This is a genomic window from Ensifer adhaerens (genome assembly GCF_002940685.1).
In the GTDB taxonomy this organism is placed as follows: domain Bacteria; phylum Pseudomonadota; class Alphaproteobacteria; order Rhizobiales; family Rhizobiaceae; genus Ensifer; species Ensifer adhaerens_E.
Map to the genome: position 1 here is coordinate 109,196 of NZ_PNFP01000008.1, position 16,489 is coordinate 125,684.

General features: G+C 63.5%; 20 protein-coding genes. 12 read left to right on the forward strand and 8 right to left on the reverse strand.

The features are described from left to right. The first annotated feature begins 143 nt into the window (after positions 1 to 143). From C1A35_RS16900 to C1A35_RS16910, 3 genes are read left to right on the forward strand one after another with little or no spacing between them, the layout of a single operon-like run. Positions 144 to 914 carry a heme ABC transporter permease gene (locus tag C1A35_RS16900; protein WP_104665461.1) on the forward strand — a complete coding sequence of 257 codons (771 nt, stop codon included), beginning with the start codon at positions 144 to 146 and terminating at the stop codon, positions 912 to 914. Beyond that, positions 911 to 1,087, forward strand: a complete 177-nt coding sequence (gene ccmD / locus C1A35_RS16905) for a heme exporter protein CcmD (protein WP_199772961.1) — start codon at positions 911 to 913, stop codon at positions 1,085 to 1,087. Before C1A35_RS16900 ends, ccmD begins: the two co-directional genes overlap by 4 nt. Further along, positions 1,084 to 1,698, forward strand: coding sequence for a DsbE family thiol:disulfide interchange protein (locus C1A35_RS16910; RefSeq protein ID WP_104665462.1), 615 nt, complete (start codon positions 1,084 to 1,086; stop codon positions 1,696 to 1,698). Before ccmD ends, C1A35_RS16910 begins: the two co-directional genes overlap by 4 nt. A 16-nt stretch (positions 1,699 to 1,714) precedes the next feature. On the opposite strand, the gene C1A35_RS16915 is transcribed toward C1A35_RS16910, so the two are convergent. From C1A35_RS16915 to C1A35_RS16945, 7 genes are all read right to left on the reverse strand, one after another. Beyond that, positions 1,715 to 2,101 carry a hypothetical protein gene (locus tag C1A35_RS16915; protein WP_104665463.1) on the reverse strand — a complete coding sequence of 129 codons (387 nt, stop codon included), beginning with the start codon at positions 2,099 to 2,101 and terminating at the stop codon, positions 1,715 to 1,717. Between the two features lie 95 nt (positions 2,102 to 2,196). Continuing rightward, on the reverse strand, positions 2,197 to 2,790 hold the full coding sequence (locus C1A35_RS16920) for a DUF2585 domain-containing protein (RefSeq protein WP_104665464.1): 594 nt from the start codon (positions 2,788 to 2,790) through the stop codon (positions 2,197 to 2,199). Beyond that, entirely contained in the window at positions 2,787 to 3,419 is a 633-nt protein-coding gene (locus tag C1A35_RS16925) for a septation protein A (RefSeq protein ID WP_104665635.1), read from the reverse strand. Before C1A35_RS16925 ends, C1A35_RS16920 begins: the two co-directional genes overlap by 4 nt. Before the next feature lie 108 nt (positions 3,420 to 3,527). Next, complete coding sequence (gene ftsY, locus C1A35_RS16930) at positions 3,528 to 5,228, reverse strand: signal recognition particle-docking protein FtsY (RefSeq protein WP_104665465.1); 1,701 nt, start codon at positions 5,226 to 5,228, stop codon at positions 3,528 to 3,530. An 18-nt stretch (positions 5,229 to 5,246) separates the two neighbouring features. Then, on the reverse strand, positions 5,247 to 6,521 hold the full coding sequence (mtaB, locus tag C1A35_RS16935) for a tRNA (N(6)-L-threonylcarbamoyladenosine(37)-C(2))-methylthiotransferase MtaB (RefSeq protein WP_104665466.1): 1,275 nt from the start codon (positions 6,519 to 6,521) through the stop codon (positions 5,247 to 5,249). Beyond that, a complete protein-coding gene (dapF, locus tag C1A35_RS16940) occupies positions 6,518 to 7,429 on the reverse strand; it encodes a diaminopimelate epimerase (RefSeq protein ID WP_104665636.1) in 912 nt (303 codons plus the stop codon). Before dapF ends, mtaB begins: the two co-directional genes overlap by 4 nt. 110 nt (positions 7,430 to 7,539) lie before the next feature. Next, positions 7,540 to 8,535, reverse strand: a complete 996-nt coding sequence (locus tag C1A35_RS16945) for an MBL fold metallo-hydrolase (RefSeq protein ID WP_104665467.1) — start codon at positions 8,533 to 8,535, stop codon at positions 7,540 to 7,542. Between the two features lie 77 nt (positions 8,536 to 8,612). On the opposite strand from C1A35_RS16945, the gene C1A35_RS16950 reads away from it, so the two are divergent. The 6 genes from C1A35_RS16950 (at position 8,613) to trmD (ending at position 13,078) form a co-directional block, all read left to right on the forward strand. Further along, complete coding sequence (locus C1A35_RS16950) at positions 8,613 to 9,095, forward strand: MarR family winged helix-turn-helix transcriptional regulator (RefSeq protein WP_104665468.1); 483 nt, start codon at positions 8,613 to 8,615, stop codon at positions 9,093 to 9,095. 255 nt (positions 9,096 to 9,350) lie between these two features. After that, the gene (ffh, locus tag C1A35_RS16955) at positions 9,351 to 10,916 is read left to right on the forward strand and encodes a signal recognition particle protein (RefSeq protein ID WP_104665469.1); all 1,566 of its coding nucleotides are present in this window, start codon (positions 9,351 to 9,353) and stop codon (positions 10,914 to 10,916) included. A gap of 14 nt (positions 10,917 to 10,930) precedes the next feature. Further along, positions 10,931 to 11,266, forward strand: a complete 336-nt coding sequence (locus C1A35_RS16960; RefSeq protein ID WP_104665470.1) for a chorismate mutase — start codon at positions 10,931 to 10,933, stop codon at positions 11,264 to 11,266. Between the two features lie 37 nt (positions 11,267 to 11,303). Then, complete coding sequence (gene rpsP, locus C1A35_RS16965; RefSeq protein ID WP_077968265.1) at positions 11,304 to 11,666, forward strand: 30S ribosomal protein S16; 363 nt, start codon at positions 11,304 to 11,306, stop codon at positions 11,664 to 11,666. Between the two features lie 145 nt (positions 11,667 to 11,811). Continuing rightward, positions 11,812 to 12,375, forward strand: a complete 564-nt coding sequence (gene rimM / locus C1A35_RS16970; protein ID WP_104665471.1) for a ribosome maturation factor RimM — start codon at positions 11,812 to 11,814, stop codon at positions 12,373 to 12,375. 10 nt (positions 12,376 to 12,385) lie between these two features. After that, positions 12,386 to 13,078, forward strand: coding sequence for a tRNA (guanosine(37)-N1)-methyltransferase TrmD (gene trmD / locus C1A35_RS16975; RefSeq protein WP_104665472.1), 693 nt, complete (start codon positions 12,386 to 12,388; stop codon positions 13,076 to 13,078). On the opposite strand, the gene C1A35_RS16980 is transcribed toward trmD, so the two are convergent. After that, on the reverse strand, positions 13,060 to 13,806 hold the full coding sequence (locus C1A35_RS16980; RefSeq protein WP_104665637.1) for a sulfite exporter TauE/SafE family protein: 747 nt from the start codon (positions 13,804 to 13,806) through the stop codon (positions 13,060 to 13,062). The genes trmD and C1A35_RS16980 overlap by 19 nt on opposite strands. A gap of 326 nt (positions 13,807 to 14,132) precedes the next feature. Between C1A35_RS16980 and rplS the strand changes: the two genes are divergently transcribed. The 3 genes from rplS (at position 14,133) to C1A35_RS16995 (ending at position 16,417) form a co-directional block, all read left to right on the forward strand. After that, a complete protein-coding gene (gene rplS, locus C1A35_RS16985) occupies positions 14,133 to 14,651 on the forward strand; it encodes a 50S ribosomal protein L19 (protein ID WP_043625625.1) in 519 nt (172 codons plus the stop codon). Between the two features lie 125 nt (positions 14,652 to 14,776). After that, the gene (locus C1A35_RS16990; protein ID WP_104665473.1) at positions 14,777 to 15,586 is read left to right on the forward strand and encodes a basic amino acid ABC transporter substrate-binding protein; all 810 of its coding nucleotides are present in this window, start codon (positions 14,777 to 14,779) and stop codon (positions 15,584 to 15,586) included. A 9-nt stretch (positions 15,587 to 15,595) separates the two neighbouring features. Then, positions 15,596 to 16,417: an amino acid ABC transporter permease gene (locus tag C1A35_RS16995; RefSeq protein ID WP_104665474.1), complete on the forward strand. Its 822-nt coding sequence runs from the start codon at positions 15,596 to 15,598 to the stop codon at positions 16,415 to 16,417. The last annotated feature ends 72 nt before the right edge of the window (positions 16,418 to 16,489 follow it).

Below are 16,489 nucleotides of genomic sequence, written 5' to 3' on the forward strand. Positions count from 1 at the left end.
GAAACTGTTTGCGACGTTGCCAAGGATGTCGCGCTAAGCTGTTCAGATCGAACGCATTTGTGATCTCGGTCCCAACTCGATCGTGATCGTCCGATTGACGCGGATCAATTGCAGGCGGGCGCCTTAAGCGCTAAAGAGCCAGCATGAGCGAAAACAGCCTGGCTATCCGCAAATTCAGCGATCTCGCCAACCCGACGCGGTTCCTGGCGCTGGCCGACCGTCTGCTGCCGTGGCTTGCCGGCCTGACGGCGCTGTTCTTCGTCGTCGGCCTCTGGCTCTCCATCACGACGGAAGGCGACTACCAGCAGGGCGAGACGGTGCGCATCATGTATGTGCACGTGCCGGCCGCCTGGCTGTCGATGATGTGTTATTCGGTGATGGCACTGGCCGCCCTCGGTACGCTCGTCTGGCGGCACCCGCTCGCCGACGTGTCTTCGCGGGCGGCAGCGCCGATCGGCGCCTGTTTCACCTTCCTGGCGCTTGTTACCGGCTCGCTCTGGGGCAAGCCGATGTGGGGCACCTGGTGGGTCTGGGATGCGCGACTGACCTCGGTCTTCGTGCTGTTCCTGATGTATCTGGGGCTGATGGCGCTGAACCGGGCGATCGACGATCCGGCGCGCTCGTCCAAGGTTTCCGCCATCCTGGTGCTGGTCGGTTTCGTCAACATCCCGATCATCAAGTTCTCGGTCGAATGGTGGAACACGCTGCACCAGCCGGCGAGCGTCATGCGGCTCGACGGACCGACGATCGATCCGGAGTTCCTGTGGCCGCTGATCGTCATGGCGATCGCGTTCACGCTGCTGTTCTTCACGCTGCACGTCGCCGCCATGCGCAATGAAATCCTGCGCCGGCGCGTCACCGCGCTCAGGCGGCTTGCCGCCCGCGCTGCCGGACGGGGAGCCCGCACGCAATGATGAGCCATGCCGCCTATGTTTTCACGAGCTATGGAATAGCGGCGCTGACGGTCCTTGGCCTGGTCGCTTGGGTCGTCTTGGATGGCCGCGCCCGTCGGCGAGAACTTGCCGAACTCGAGGCTTCCGGCATCCGCCGGCGCTCTGCGGCCAAAGCCCCGGGAGAAACGCCATGAGAAACATCCCCGCTCGGCGCGGTGAGGAGCGCAAGCCTGGGCCGATGCGCTTCGTGCTGGCTGCGTTGCCGCTTATCATATTCGCGGCGCTTGCCGCGATCTTCTGGAGCCAGCTCAATTCCGGCAAGGACGTGAGTGAGATCCCGTCGGCGCTGATCGGCACCAAGGCGCCTAAACTCGACATGCCGGCGCTCGAAGGGGCTGTGCGCGACGGTCAGCCGATGCCGGCTTTGACCGATGCGGCGATCAAGGGCAAGCTGACGCTCGTCAATGTCTGGGCGTCCTGGTGTGTGCCCTGCCGTCAGGAGCATCCCTTCATTCTGGAGCTGTCGAAGGATCCGCGGCTTACCGTCGTCGGCATCAACTACAAGGACCAGAACGAAAACGCGCTCAGGTTCCTCGGCGAGCTTGGCAATCCTTTCTCGGCGATTGGCGTCGATCCGCGCGGCAAGGCGGCGATCGACTGGGGTGTCTACGGTATCCCCGAATCCTATCTCGTCGGCGCCGACGGCACGATCCTCTACAAGCGTGTCGGTCCGTTTGATGCGGACAGCGTGAAGAACGGGCTGCTGCCGGCGATCGAGAAGGCTGCGCCGTCCCGCTCACTCTGAGCGGCTCGGCCGGTTCTTACCAGGAATTGACGCCGATCTTCTTCTTGCCGTTGTAGACGTCCACGTGGCCAGGTGATGTTAGCCGCCAAGTTTCGCAGACTTCCTTACCGCCGTCCAAATCCTTCCATTTCCGGCAGAACCTGTCCCCCTTGATGTGCCAGGTGCCGTTGATCGGGATCACGGTTCCGTCGTCGGTCTTGGCGCTGCCGTCGCCTTTCCCATCGGCGGTGAGATCGATCGACCCGGTGTATCCCATGCCTTTGCCGCCCAACGCGAGCGTCTTGCCGCCGGCAAGAAGCTTGGTCAGGTCCGCTTCGCTCAGGACCTTGTCGGCCGCTCCTGCAGGAGCCTGCGTCATGGCAAGAGCGAAAAATACTGCGGGGATAGCCAAGGCGTTGCGCATAACTCCCTCCACTTGGTTACGCTCAAAGGTTTGAACGGTGCAAGTATATATAGCAATCGCTAAATTAGAAGATTTTAAAGTTTAGATCCGCGCCTCTAGATTGCGCCTTGCCAGTCCCTGATGGCATCAAGCGGCCAGACGAGCATCAGCACGTTGAGCGTGAGATTGTCGCGGATCAGCCAGCCGGTGAAAAGCTCGAAGACGATGGCGATCGTCACCGTCAGCCAGACGGGCATGCGGGCGGCGAACAGGAAACCGGCCACCATGGCCAGCGTGTCCATGGTCGAGTTCAGGATGCTGTCGCCGAAATAGTCGAGCGAGATCGTCGCCGAGCGGTAGCGGTTGATGACCATCGGGGTGTTTTCGGCGATCTCCCAGGCGGATTCGATAATCATTGCCAGGAAGAGCTTTGCCGTCAGCGGCTTCCTGCGCAAAAGCAGGTGGCCGAGGCCGTAGAACAGGAAACCGTGGATGATGTGCGACGGCGTGTACCAGTCGGCGATGTGCTGCGAGTTGCCGCTGGATTTGACGACGGGCTCGAACAGTTTGACGTAGCCGCAGTCGCAGATCCAGATGCGGCCCATCAGGTGCTGGGTGACGATCTGAAGGGCGAGGACCGCCAGACAGGCGATCAGCCAGAGGAGCGCGTGACGGTTGCGGCTGTCATTCTCCTCAAGCGTCGTGCTCACTCGGCGTTCTCCTGGTCAAGCGAGTGCTTCATGATCAAGGGCATCTGGGCGAGCGTGAAGAGGATAGTGATCGGCATCGTGCCCCAAACCTTGAACGCCACCCAGAAGTCGGTCGAAAACGACCGCCAGACCACTTCGTTGAGGACCGCGAGCACCAGGAAGAACAGGCCCCAGCGCAGCGTCAGCTTGCGCCAGCCTGCTTCGTCGAGCTTGAAGGCGGAGTGGAAGACGTAGCCGAGCAGCGACTTACCGAAGAGAAGGCCGCCGAGCAGGATCGCGCCGAACAGCGTGTTGACGATCGTCGGCTTCATCTTGATGAAGGTGTCGTTCTGCAGCCAGAGCGTCAGCGCGCCGAAGACGAAGACGACGATGCCCGAGATCAGCGGCATCATCGGCAGCGTCCGGGTGAGCATCCAGGAGACGGCAAGCGCGATCGCGGTCGCGGCCATGAACAGGCCGGTGGCGATGAAGATCGGGCCGCCGAGTTCGGCGAGCGCGGGAAAATGCCCGGCCAGCCATTCGCCGCGCGAATTGGCAAAGAAGAAGACCATCAGTGGCCCAAGCTCCAGCACCATCTTGAGCAAGGGGCTGACTTCCTTCTGCGGCTTGGCAGCCTCGATCGACGACATCTGGGGGTCCTGTTTCTGCATGTACCTGCTGCTCATAACACCAGCTTTGCGGCAAAACCATATCAAGGCAACGGGCCCGCGCAAACGCGCGGGCTCCAAACTGCCACGTCAGGCGGCGACGCCGGCGATCGCCTCGGCAAAATCCTTCGCCTCGAACGGTTCGAGATCGTCGATGCCTTCGCCGACGCCAATGAAATAGACCGGCAGCTTGTGCTTGGCAGAAATGGCGACAAGGATGCCGCCGCGCGCCGTGCCGTCGAGCTTGGTCATGATCAGACCACTGACGCCGGCGACATTGCGGAAGATTTCCACCTGCTGCAGCGCGTTCTGGCCGGTGGTCGCGTCGAGCGTCTGCAGCACGGTGTGCGGCGCGTCGGGATCGAGCTTGCCGAGCACGCGCACGATCTTTTCAAGTTCCGCCATCAGCTCTGCCTTGTTCTGCAGGCGGCCGGCGGTGTCGATGATCAGCACGTCGGACTTCTTCTCGCGCGCCTGCTGGAAGGCTTCATAGGCAAGGCCTGCCGCATCGGCGCCGAGCTTGGAGGAGACGATGTCGGACTTGGTGCGCTCGGCCCAGATCTTCAGCTGCTCGATCGCCGCGGCACGGAAGGTGTCGCCGGCGGCAAGCATCACTTTCAGGCCCGCGCCCGAAAGCTTGGCGGCAAGCTTGCCGATCGTCGTCGTCTTGCCGGTGCCGTTGACGCCGACGACGAGGATCACATGCGGCTTGTGGCTGAGATCGAGCTCCAGCGGCTTGGCGACGGGCGAAAGCACCTTGGTGATCTCGCCGGCCATGATGCGTGAAACGTCCTCGCCCGTGACATCCTTGCCGTAGCGCTCGGAGGCGAGCGTGTCGGTGATGCGCATCGCGGTCTCGACGCCGAGGTCGGCCTGGATCAGGAGATCTTCGAGATCCTGCAACGTCGCCTCATCGAGCTTGCGCTTGGTAAAGAGGCTGGCGATCTGGCCGGTCAGCTGCGACGAGGTGCGGGCAAGGCCGCGGCGCAGGCGCTGGTACCAGGAGAGCTTTTCCTTCGGCGCCGCAACGGGCTCTTCCTTGGGTCTGCTGTCGGTGGCTGCAAAGCCCTTCGGGAGGGCCGCGGTTGCAGCGGGAGCTTCGGCGACGGGCTCGACGGGTGCTTCGAGGGCGGACTGTTCGGTGACTGGCGTCTCTACGGTCGGGGCTTCAGAAACCGGCGCCTCAGAAGCCGACGCCTCAGAAACCGGCGTCTCGGCAACCACGTCGCTCTTGGCGACGATCTCTTCCGCACGCTCCTCGTCTGTGGCAGCCACGTGGCTTGCTTCGTCGTCGATCGCTTGAGTTTCAGCGTCGGCGATTTCTTCCTGCTCGGCCAGATCCTCGGGCTCTACGGGCGGTTCTTCAGGTGCTGTTTCCTGAAGGTCGCCGTAAGCGTCCAGCGCCTCCTGCTCTGCCGGCGACAGTTCATGCCGGTCGGTGGCGGAGTCCATCGATGCAATGGCCTCACCGCCGGCCACCTCGTCCGACGCCGGGCCGCCTGCCGTCTCGATCTCGGCCTCAAGCACCGGATCGTCGTCGGACAAGGGCAAGGTCTCGATATCGACAGGCGGTTCGAAGTTGGCTTCGGGGCTCTCTTCGACGATCTCTTCGACGATCTCTGCCTCGACAACGGCGGCAGGCGGTTCGACCGTCTCGGCACGCGGCTCCGGTTGCGCCTCGACTTCAGGCGAAGATACCACGGCCTCCTCGGGCACACCCTCGGGCGGCTTCGTTTCCTCCACCGCGCCCTTGCCGAAGGTGAAGATCCTCTTGATGAAACCCATTGCCATTCAGGAAATCCGCATAAATCAGGCCGCAGCCATCTGTTTTACCTGCATCGTCAGATGCTTGCCATTGTGGCCGGTGATTGAGACCGGGACAAGCGCACGGGGCGTCAGGCCAGCCGCGTCGACGAGCGTGAAGTTCTGTGTGTGGGCAAGCCCGTTGTTCTCGACCAGGATCGTCTGCGCGCTGCCGACCATGCCTTCGAGGTGGCGGGCGTAGAGCGTCGCGCCGACGGCACGAAGCCGCGCGGCACGATCCTTGACGAGCGCCCGGTCGAGCTGCGGCATGCGTGCCGCCGGCGTGCCGGGACGGGGGCTATAGGGAAAGACGTGGAGATGCGCGATGCCGCAATCCTCGGCGAGCCTTGCGGCATTCTCGAACATCTCTTCGGTCTCGGTCGGAAAGCCGGCGATCATGTCGGCACCGAGGCTGATATCGGGGCGCAAGCGCCGGACCTGGTCCGCAAAGGCGCGGGCATCGGCGCTCGAATGGCGGCGCTTCATGCGCTTCAGGATCATGTCGTCGCCATGCTGCAGCGACAGGTGCAGATGCGGCATGAAGCGCGCCTCGTCGGCGATCAGGTCGAAGAGGTGCTCGTCGGCCTCGATGCCGTCGATCGAGGAAAGGCGCAGGCGGCGAATTTCCGGCACCTGCTTCAGAAGCGTCTTGGCGAGCAGCCCGAGGGTCGGCGCGCCCGGCAGATCGGCGCCGTAGCTGGTGGCGTCGACGCCGGTCAAGACGATCTCGCAGTAGCCGGTTTCGACGAGCCTGCGGGCCTGGTCGACGACGGCGCCCATCGGCACGGAGCGTGAATTGCCGCGGCCATAGGGGATGATGCAGAAGGTGCAGCGATGGTCGCAGCCGTTCTGCACCTGGATGAAGGCGCGCACGTGGCCATCGATATGCTTGACCAGCTGCGGAGCGGTGGCGCGCACGCTCATGATGTCGTTGACGCGCAGCTTTTCTTCCGCCGAGACCCCGAAATCGGGCAGGGAACGGTAGGAGGCGCTCTTCAGCTTTTCCTCGTTGCCGAGCACGGCGTCGACCTCGACCATCTCGGCAAAGGTCTGCTTCTCCGTCTGCGCGGCGCAGCCGGTGACGATGATGCGGGCACTCGGATTGTCGCGGCGGGCGCGGCGGATCGCCTGGCGTGCCTGACGTACGGCCTCGCCGGTGACGGCGCAGGTGTTGACGAGGATGGCGTTGTTCAGCCCCGCCTTTTCGGCTTCCGCCCGCATCACTTCGGATTCGTAGGTATTGAGACGGCAGCCGAAGGTTATGACCTCGACGCCGCTCAAAGCGCCCGGACCCCGCCGGTCTCGGCCTCGTCGCGCTGCCAGGTTCCGGTCGCAGGGTTCAGCGTGCCGGACCATTCCCATTCGGCAGGTCCGGTCATCACGACATGATCGTTACTGTCCAGCCATTCGATGGTCAGCTTCGCCGGGGCAGGGGCGGACGAGACGTCGATCGTCACCTTGCGGCCGGTGCGCCCGGTGCGCGCGGCGCTGACGGCAGCCGCGCAAGCCGCCGAGCCACAGGCAAGCGTCAGACCGGCGCCGCGTTCCCAGGTGCGGGTGCGCAGCGACGAAGGCGAAAGCACCTGCGCCAGTGTGATGTTGGCGCGCTCGGGGAACATCGGATGGTTTTCGAGCAGCGGGCCGAAACGGTCGAGATCGAAGGACATCGGGTCCTTGTCGACCCAGAAGATCGCGTGCGGATTGCCCATCGACATGGCCGAGGGCGAATGTAGCACGGGATTGTCGATCGGCCCGATCTGCAACTCGATGCGGCTGGTATCGGCAAATTCTTCGGCAAGCGGGATCCTGTCCCAGGCGAAGACCGGCTTGCCCATGTCGACCGAGATCGTACCGTCCTCATGCTCCGTCGCATTGAGGATGCCGGCGATGGTCTGGAAGGTGAAGGCCTTCTTGCCGGTTTCGGCGGCGAGCGCCTGGACGACGCAGCGCGTGCCGTTGCCGCAGGCCTGGGCCATCGTGCCGTCGCAATTGACGATGTCGATCCAGGCGTCGGTGCCGTCGGCCTTCGGGTCGTGGATCGCCATGATCTGGTCGAAGGCGGTCGCCGGGTCGGCATTGAGCGCAATCGCAGCCGCCGGCGTTACCCGATCCTTCCGACCGCGCATGTCGACGACGAGGATCTTGTTTCCAAGCCCGTTCATCCTGGCAAATTGCACGTTGTCGGTCATGTGGCGATTGTCCAAACCGGCCCGCCTCAGGCGCGCCATCCTTCATTCGGGCTGTATATGGCGGAAAAGCCCGGAAAATACCAGTGCCGCCTTCATTTGCCGGCCGCGGCTTACGCCGGAACGTCGAAGATTTCGCCGGGGTGCAGTGGCCGGAAGCGGCTGCGGGGGATGCCGGCCGCATCGAGCGCCCGTTCCAGCGCCTGTCGCGGCTCCTCGACCCCCTCGTCGGTCAGGCGGAACGTGCCCCAGTGGTGGCCGGCGACGTGGCTTGCTGCACAGTCGATCATGCCGCGCACGGCTTCCTCCGGGTTCTGATGCTGGTCCTGCATGAACCAGCGCGGCTCGTAGGCGCCGAACGGCAGGTTGGCGAGACGGAAGGGGCCGTGCTTTTCGCGGGCGGCGCGATAGTTGATGCCGTCATGAAACCCCGTATCGCCGACATGGTAGATCCTGCCAGCCGGCGTCTCGATGACAAAAGCCGCCCAGAGCGCCATGCGCCGGTCGCGCGAGCCGCGGGCCGACCAGTGGTGGCAGGGCTCCGCGTGAAGAACGATGTCGTCGCCGCAATCAACACGATCGTTCCAGTCGACCACGTCGATTTCGGCATCGGGAACGGCGCGGCGGATGATCGTGTCGTTGCCAAGCGGCGTGACGATCCTTGGCGCATGTTCCTCGTGAAGGGCTGCCAGCGTCTCCACGTCGAGGTGGTCGTAGTGATTGTGGGTGACGAGCACGATGTCGATCGGCGGCAGGTCGTCGAGCTCGATGCCGGGGGCGTTGCGGCGCTGCGGGCCAGCAAAGGCGAAGGGGCTGGCGCGGCGCGACCAGACGGGGTCCGTCAGGATGTTGACGCCGTGCACCTGGATGAGCAGCGTCGCATGGCCGACCATCGTCACGCGCAGGCGATCGCCTTCGACGCTGAGTTCGGGCTTCACCGGCGCGAACGGGCTCGGATTGTGCTGGGGCCAGCGCACCTTGCCGCCGCCGAACTGCCAGCGCAGCAGATCTGCCGTCCCCTTGGGCGGCTTGCCGCCGGGATTGAAGAAACGGGCACCGTCGAAATGATCGGAGACGGGCCCCTGGTAATAGGGATTGCGTGTCTTCATTCCGCTGTTCGCCCTGGTTGAAAGGTCAAGGTTTAATAAATTCTTGAAGACAGCAACTGGATTGCTATCGTGTTTGCATGCTCGTTCGATTCGATCCGCAGGAACGTCTCTACAAGACCCTCAGGCTGGTGCGCTCCATCCATCTCAACATGCAGCGTTCCACTGAACATATGCTCGATGGTGCCGGCATATCAGTGGCGGAGCGGGCGGTTCTCGAACTTTTTTGCGAAACGCCGCTGACCGTCCCGGAGGCGGCGCGGCGCCTGTCGATGAAACGGCAGTTCGTTCTCAGGGTCGTCAACGGGCTGACGGACAAGAGCCTGCTTGAAAGGCAGCCGAACCCGGAACACCGCCGCGCCTATCTTTGCGCGCCGACGGTGGCCGGGTGCGATCTGTTCGAGGAAATCCATCGCCGCGAGGTGGCGTTGCTGCATGCCCTGCTCGGCGATATCAACCAGACCGAAGTGGTGGCGGCGCTCAGGGTAATGACGCGGGTGTCGGCGGCCTTCGAGCAGCTGGCCGGCGAACTGGACGAGGCCGACGCGGGCGAGGCGCCCTGAACCGAAAGCGTCTCATTGTCCTGCCGTCCTTGACTTTTGCCGCGCTTTCCTGTTTATCCGCCCCAATTCCTTCGCAAGCTCAAGTCTTCGAAGCCACCGACCGGGTCCCCTAGAGGTATAAAGAGAACCCGGAGGTCAACATCCGACAGCGCGTTGCGCCCTCGGGTGGTTTTTGGCTTTGCGCCTTGTTTTCCTGGCGAAGGAACCCACGTTTCCGGCGAGTTGATCGCCACCGGAAACCAGAAGGAAGTGAGAATGTTCGAGAGCCTCCAGGACCGCCTTGGTTCCATATTGAATGGACTGACCGGCCGCGGCGCATTGTCGGAAGCCGATGTTTCCGCTGCGCTCCGCGAGGTTCGCCGTGCGCTGCTCGAAGCCGACGTCGCGCTCGACGTCGTGCGCTCCTTTACCGAAAAGGTTCGTGAAAAGGCCGTCGGCGCCGAGATCCTGAAGTCGATCAAGCCGGGCCAGATGGTCGTCAAGATCGTCCATGACCAGCTCGTCGAGATGCTCGGCTCCGAGGGCGTCACCATCGACCTCAACGCGCCGGCGCCGGTCGTCATCATGATGGTCGGTCTGCAGGGCTCGGGTAAGACGACGACCACCGGCAAGATCGCCAGCCGGATGAAGACCAGGGACAAGAAGAAGGTCCTGATGGCTTCGCTCGACACGCGTCGCCCGGCAGCCCAGGAACAGCTTCGCCAGCTCGGCGTGCAGACCGGTGTCGACACGCTGCCTGTTATCGCCGGTCAGTCGCCGACCGATATCGCTTCGCGCGCCGTCCAGGCTGCCAAGCTCGGCGGCCATGACGTCGTCATCCTCGACACCGCCGGCCGCACCCATATCGACGAGCCGCTGATGATCGAGATGGCGGAGATCAAGCGGAAGTCCAATCCGCATGAAATCCTGCTCGTGGCCGATGCGCTGACCGGTCAGGACGCCGTCAATCTCGCCCGCAACTTCGACGAACGCGTCGGCATCACCGGCCTGGTGCTTACCCGCATGGACGGTGACGGCCGTGGCGGTGCTGCCCTTTCGATGCGCGCGGTCACCGGCAAGCCGATCAAGCTCATCGGTGTCGGCGAAAAGATGGGCGAGCTCGAAGAGTTCCATCCCCGTCGCGTCGCCGACCGCATCCTCGGCATGGGCGACATCGTCTCGCTCGTCGAAAAGGCGGCCGAAAACATCGACGCCGAGAAGGCGGCCGCCATGGCCGCCAAGATGGCCAAGGGCAAGTTCGATCTGAACGACCTTGCCGACCAGCTTGGCCAGATGCAGAAGATGGGCGGCATGGGCGGCATTATGGGCCTGATGCCCGGCATGGCCGGCATGAAGGACAAGATGGCTGCCGCCGGCCTCGACGACAGCCTGTTCAAGCGCCAGCTCGCCATCATCTCGTCGATGACCAAGGCAGAGCGCGCCAACCCGGACCTCTTGAAGCATTCGCGCAAGAAGCGTATCGCCGCCGGTTCCGGCACCGATGCCGCCGACATCAACAAGCTTCTGAAGATGCACCGCCAGATGGCGGACATGATGAAGATGATCGGCGGCAAGGGCAAAGGCGGCATGATGAAGCAGATGATGGGCGGCCTTGCCAACAAGATGGGGCTTGGCGGCCTCGGTGGCGGCGGCATGCCCGATCTGTCGAAGCTCGACCCGAAGCAGCTCGAAGCCCTGCAGAAGCAGGCCGAAGCTGCCGGTCTGAAGCCGGGCGGCATGCCTGGCCTCGGCGGTGGTGGGCTTCCGGGTCTCGGCGGCGCCAAGCTTCCGGGCCTCGGGGGCGGTTTCCCCGGCCTTCCCGGCCTGCCGAAGAAGAAGTGAGGATCGTTTGAGAGATGATTGATCCCGAAATCAAACAGGAATTGGCGGGTTACCGGCAGTCGATCGACAACATCGATGCCGCACTCGTCCACATGCTGGCCGAACGCTTCCGCTGCACCCAGGCAGTCGGCGTTCTCAAGGCCAAGCACGAACTGCCGCCGGCCGACCCGGCGCGCGAAGAATACCAGATCGAACGCCTGCGCCGCCTGGCCAAGGATGCCAATCTGGATCCGGATTTCGCCGAGAAGTTCCTGAACTTCATCATCAAGGAAGTCATCCGGCATCATGAAGCCATCGCCGCCGATCGCTCGCATTCCGCGAGCGCCGCCGGCACAAACCATTCCGCTTGAACGAAGCGGTCAAGAAAGCCTGCAAGGAGTTACTCAAATGGCACTGAAAATTCGTCTCGCCCGTGGCGGTTCCAAGAAGCGTCCGTACTACCAGATCGTCGTTGCCGACGCCCGCAGCCCGCGTGACGGCCGCTTCCTCGAGAAGATCGGCTCCTGGAACCCGATGCTCGGCAAGGACGACGAAAAGCGCGTCGAGCTCGACGCCGAGCGCGTCAACCACTGGATCGCCCAGGGCGCCCAGCCGACCGACCGCGTTCTGCGCTTCCTCGACCAGGCTGGCCTCGCAAAGCGTCCGGCTCGCAGCAACCCGACGAAGGCTGTTCCGGGCAAGAAGGCTCAGGAGCGCGCTGCTGAAGCCAAGCAGAAGGCTGAAGACGCCGCTGCTGCCGCTGCTGAATAATAGCCGGCGAACGGTCCGGAGAGCGATCGGCGGTCTTCTGCCGACGCACCTCTCCGGCTGGCCGTGACTTAAGGAAACGGGTGGCATTTCCATGCCGCCCGTTTTCCGTTATGTGCACCGAGATATACCGAAACGGACGCGCACGATGAGCAAACTCGAAAACCCGGTTCTGATGGCGACGATCGGCGCGGCGCAAGGCCTGCGCGGCGAGGTCAGGGTCAAGTCCTTTACCGACGATCCGACCGCGCTCGGCGACTACGGCAACCTGCACAGCGCCGACGGCCGAGTGTTCGAGGTGCTGGAAATCCGAGAGGCGAAGAATGTCGTCATCGTGCGTTTTCGTGGCGTCAACGACCGCAACGCGGCCGAGGCGCTCAACGGTCTCGACCTGTTCATCGAACGGGACAACCTGCCCGACGAGGATCTGGATGAAGACGAGTTCTTCTACGCCGATCTCGAGGGCCTCGAAGCGATCGACGGCAATGGCACCAGCTATGGCAAGGTCAGCGGCGTCTTCGACTTTGGCGCCGGCGATCTGCTGGAGCTGAAGGGCCCGGGCCGGCGCCCGGTGCTGATCCCCTTTACCGAATGGTCGGTGCTGGAGATCGACCTGGAAGCGGGCAGGCTGCTCGTCGATCCGGTGGCCGCAGGTCTTTCCGAAGACAAGGACCAGGATCCGGGCAATCCGTTTTCCGCAAAGCGCAAATGAGCGTGTGGCGATGACCTTTCGCGCGACCGTTCTGACGCTTTATCCCGAAATGTTTCCGGGCCATCTCGGCGTTTCGCTGTCCGGCAAGGCGCTGGAGCGTGGCCAATGGGCGATCGAGGCGGTGCAGATCCGCGATTTCGCCGAGGACAAGCACCGCACCGTCGACGACACGCCGGCCGGTGGCGGCGCCGGCATGGTGCTGAAGCCGGATGTGCTCGCCCGGGCGATCGACCAAGTTTCCGCGGATGACGATCGTCCGCGTCTGCTGATGAGCCCGCGCGGCCGCCCCCTGACGCAAGCGCGCGTGCGCGAGCTCGCCGATGGCCCCGGCGTCGTCATCGTCTGCGGACGGTTCGAAGGCGTCGACCAGCGGGTGATCGACGCCCGCGGCCTCGAAGAGGTTTCGATCGGCGACTATATTCTTTCGGGGGGCGAGCCGGCTGCCCTGACGCTGCTCGATGCCGTGGTGCGCATCCTGCCGGGCGTTATGGGCAACGCGCTTTCGGGCGTGCATGAAAGCTTTGAAGGCGGGCTGCTCGAGCATCCGCACTATACGCGGCCACAGGTCTTCGAGGGGCGCGAGATCCCGGCGGTGCTGACCTCCGGCAACCACGGTGCCATCGCCAAGTGGCGCGAAGGAGAGGCGCGGCGGCTGACCGCCGAGCGCCGGCCGGACCTGCTCGATCACCCCGTGAAGAAATAATAGGCGGCGAGCAAAAGGCCGACGGCGACGACCAGCGCACGGATGACCGCCTGCGGCACGCGCCTGGCCGCCCAGACGCCGGAATAGCCGCCAAGGGCGGCACCCGGCACCATGATCGCCGCATGCAGCCAGGAGACGACGCCGCCGGCGGCAAAGACGACGATGGCGATTGCGGCAATGACGACCGAGATGAAGTTCTTGAGCGCGTTCAGCCGGTGGTAGCCGCCGCCCGTCGCCAGCCCCAGCACTGCCAGCATCATGATGCCCATGCCGGCGCCGAAGAAGCCGCCATAGATGGAGGTGACGAACTGGGCGCCGATGCCGGCCGGGTTGATCGCATGCTCGTCGACGCGCGCCCTGGGTTTCAGGAGCGGCCCAGCGGCGAAGATCGCGGTCGCCGCCAGAAGCAGCCAGGGGACCAGCGCCCGGAAGGAGGCGTTGGAGAGCGAGATCAGGAGCAGCGCGCCGGCCAGACCGCCGAGGGCCGAGATCACGCCGAGCAGGATCGCATAGCGCTTGTCGGCGCGGATCTCCTTGCCATAGGCGAGCGCCGAGGTGATGTAGCCCGGGAACTGGATGATCGACGAGGTCGCATTGGCGACGATCGGCGAGAGACCGCCAAGCGTCATTGCCCCGAAGGTCAGGAAGGTTCCGCCGCCGGCGATGGCGTTGACGACGCCGGACAGGAAGCCGGCTGCAAACAGCATGAGTATTTCGAAGATATGCATGGTCTCCCCCGACCCCTCATGCTCGGGATAGCCGGTGGTTGTGCCGGCCGCAAGCCCGTTGCATCGGACAATCATCACGCCCGTGTTTGCGCATTTTCTGATAAAATCGGCTTTCCAGGCGCGGATGCCCTAGAAATTATGGCGTTCGGGGATGACAAGGCGAAGCGATTGGTGTATGTGCCGCCCCGGTTCGGGTTCCATGCCCGTCGACCAAAACAAAGAATGGCGAATCCGCTCCTGCCGGTACCGGCAAGACCTGAAGGCTGGCCCGACAGGTTCATCGAGAGCGCTCTGGCTGTTTCAGAAGAACTTGAAAGGTTAGACCGATGAACATCATCCAGCAGCTGGAAGCCGAACAGGCCGCCAAGATCGCCGCCAAGCGCACCCTTCCGGAATTCTCCGCAGGCGACACTCTGCGCGTCAACGTCCGCGTTGTCGAAGGCAACCGTACCCGCGTCCAGGCCTACGAAGGCGTCTGCATCGCTCGTTCGGGCGGCGGCATCAACGAGAGCTTCACCGTTCGCAAGATCTCCTACGGCGAAGGCGTCGAGCGCGTATTCCCGGTTTACTCTCCGCTCGTCGAGAGCGTCGAAGTGGTTCGCCGCGGTAAGGTCCGTCGCGCCAAGCTCTACTACCTGCGCGATCGTCGCGGCAAGTCGGCTCGTATCGTCGAGAACACCGGCACGCGCGCCCGCAAGCTGAACGAAGCCGAGCGCCAGGCGATTGCCGAGGAAAAGGCACGCATCGAGGCTGAAAAGGTTGCAGCAGCTCAGGCGCTCGCCGCCGAGAAGGCAGCAGCCGAAGCTGCCGAAGCAAAGGCAGCAGCGGAAGCCGCAGCAGAATAAGTTTTCATTCCTCCTGGAATGTTGGAAAGGCGGCCTCGGCCGCCTTTCTTTTTTGGTACTATCCGCTTGTCTTTCCGTCTGAATTTGTGACATTTTCCGCTGCCACAATTTTCGGGAGCCCTCCAATGACAATCCGTCGCCACGTGCTTGCGGGCATCGCAGCTGCACTTGCCGTTCCATTCGCATTTTCTGCACCGGCCGTTGCCAGCGACCTGCCGGATCTCGGCGGCAAGACGGTCGTCGTCGTCACGGAGAACGCCTACCCGCCGCTGCAGTTCGTCGACCCGAAGACCGGCGAGGCCAAGGGCTGGGAATACGACGCCATGAACGAGATCGCCAAGCGATTGAATTTCAAGGTCGAATACCAGAACACCAGCTGGGACGCGATGATCCAGGCGGTGCATGACGGCCAGTACCAGATCGGCATGACCGGCATCACCATCAAGGACGATCGCAAGGAAAAGGTCGACTTCTCGGATCCCTACATGCGTTCGCAGCAGTTCATGCTCGTGCGCAGCGACGAGACCCGCTTCAACGACGGCAAGAGCTTCGGCGCCTTCGCAGACGGCCTCGTCGGCGCGCAGCCGGGCACCTCGCCGTTCTACACCGCCGTCTATGAAATGCTCGACGGCAACGAGCAGAACCCGCGCATCAAGCTGTTCGAGACGTTCGGTGCGACCGTTCAGGCGTTGAAGGCCGGCGACGTCGACGTGGTGCTGACCGATAGCGTTGCCGCCAAGGGTTACGTCGATTCCTCCGAAGGCAAGCTCAAGGTCGTCGGCGGACCGCTCGGCACCGAGGATTTCGGCTTCATCTTCCCGAAGGGGTCCGATCTCGTGGCTCCGATCAACGCCGCGATCAAGGCGCTGAAGGAAGACGGCACCTTCGACGCGCTCGATAAGAAGTGGTTCCTCGAATACAAGATGGGCGGCTGATCGTAGGCTATGGCCGCTCCACAATCTTCAGACATGTCCGGCAAGGGCGACTATCCCTGGTGGTTGGTCGCCCTTCTTGTGATCGCCGTGGCGCTTGCCGCGGTGATCGTCAGCAATGACATCTTTTCGGAAGTCTTCACCGTCGTCCTCAAGGGCCTTGGCGTCACTGTCTTCGTGACCCTCATGGGCTTCGTGCTGGCAACGACGCTCGGCCTCGGCGTCGCGCTGATGGCGCTCTCCGAGCATTCGGCGCTCAGGCAGATCGCCCGCTTCTATACCGAAGTGATCCGCGGGGTGCCGATCCTGGTGCTCTTGTTCTACATCGCCTTTGTCGGTGCGCCGGCGATCGTGGTCGCCGCCAACTTCATCTTGGCGCCACTGATCAGCGCCGGCTGGATGGAGCCCGTCGTCGTACGCGACATCTCGTTGATGTGGCGGGCGATCATTGCGTTGATGATCGGCTATTCGGCCTTCATCGCCGAAGTGTTCCGCGCCGGCATTCTCTCGGTCGACAAGGGGCAGGTCGAGGCCGCCAAGGCGCTCGGGCTTTCGCGCTACCAGCGCTTCCGCCTCGTCATCTTCCCGCAGGCGATCCGCGTGATCCTGCCGCCGCTTGGCAACGACTTTATTGCCATGGTCAAGGACAGCTCACTCGTCTCGGTGCTCGGCGTCGCCGACATCACGCAGATGGGTAAGGTCTATGCCTCCGGGTCCTTTCGCTTCTTCGAGACCTATTCGATCGTCGCCTATGTCTATCTGGTGCTGACCATCGGTCTGTCGTTGGGACTGCGGGCGCTGGAGCGGCGGCTGAGGCGTGCCGAGCAGCGCTGAGCGCGATCACGCCAATTGCCGACCTGTCAAAAAATTGATATGTACGCGCTCATGGAATCCAAATTCGGATGT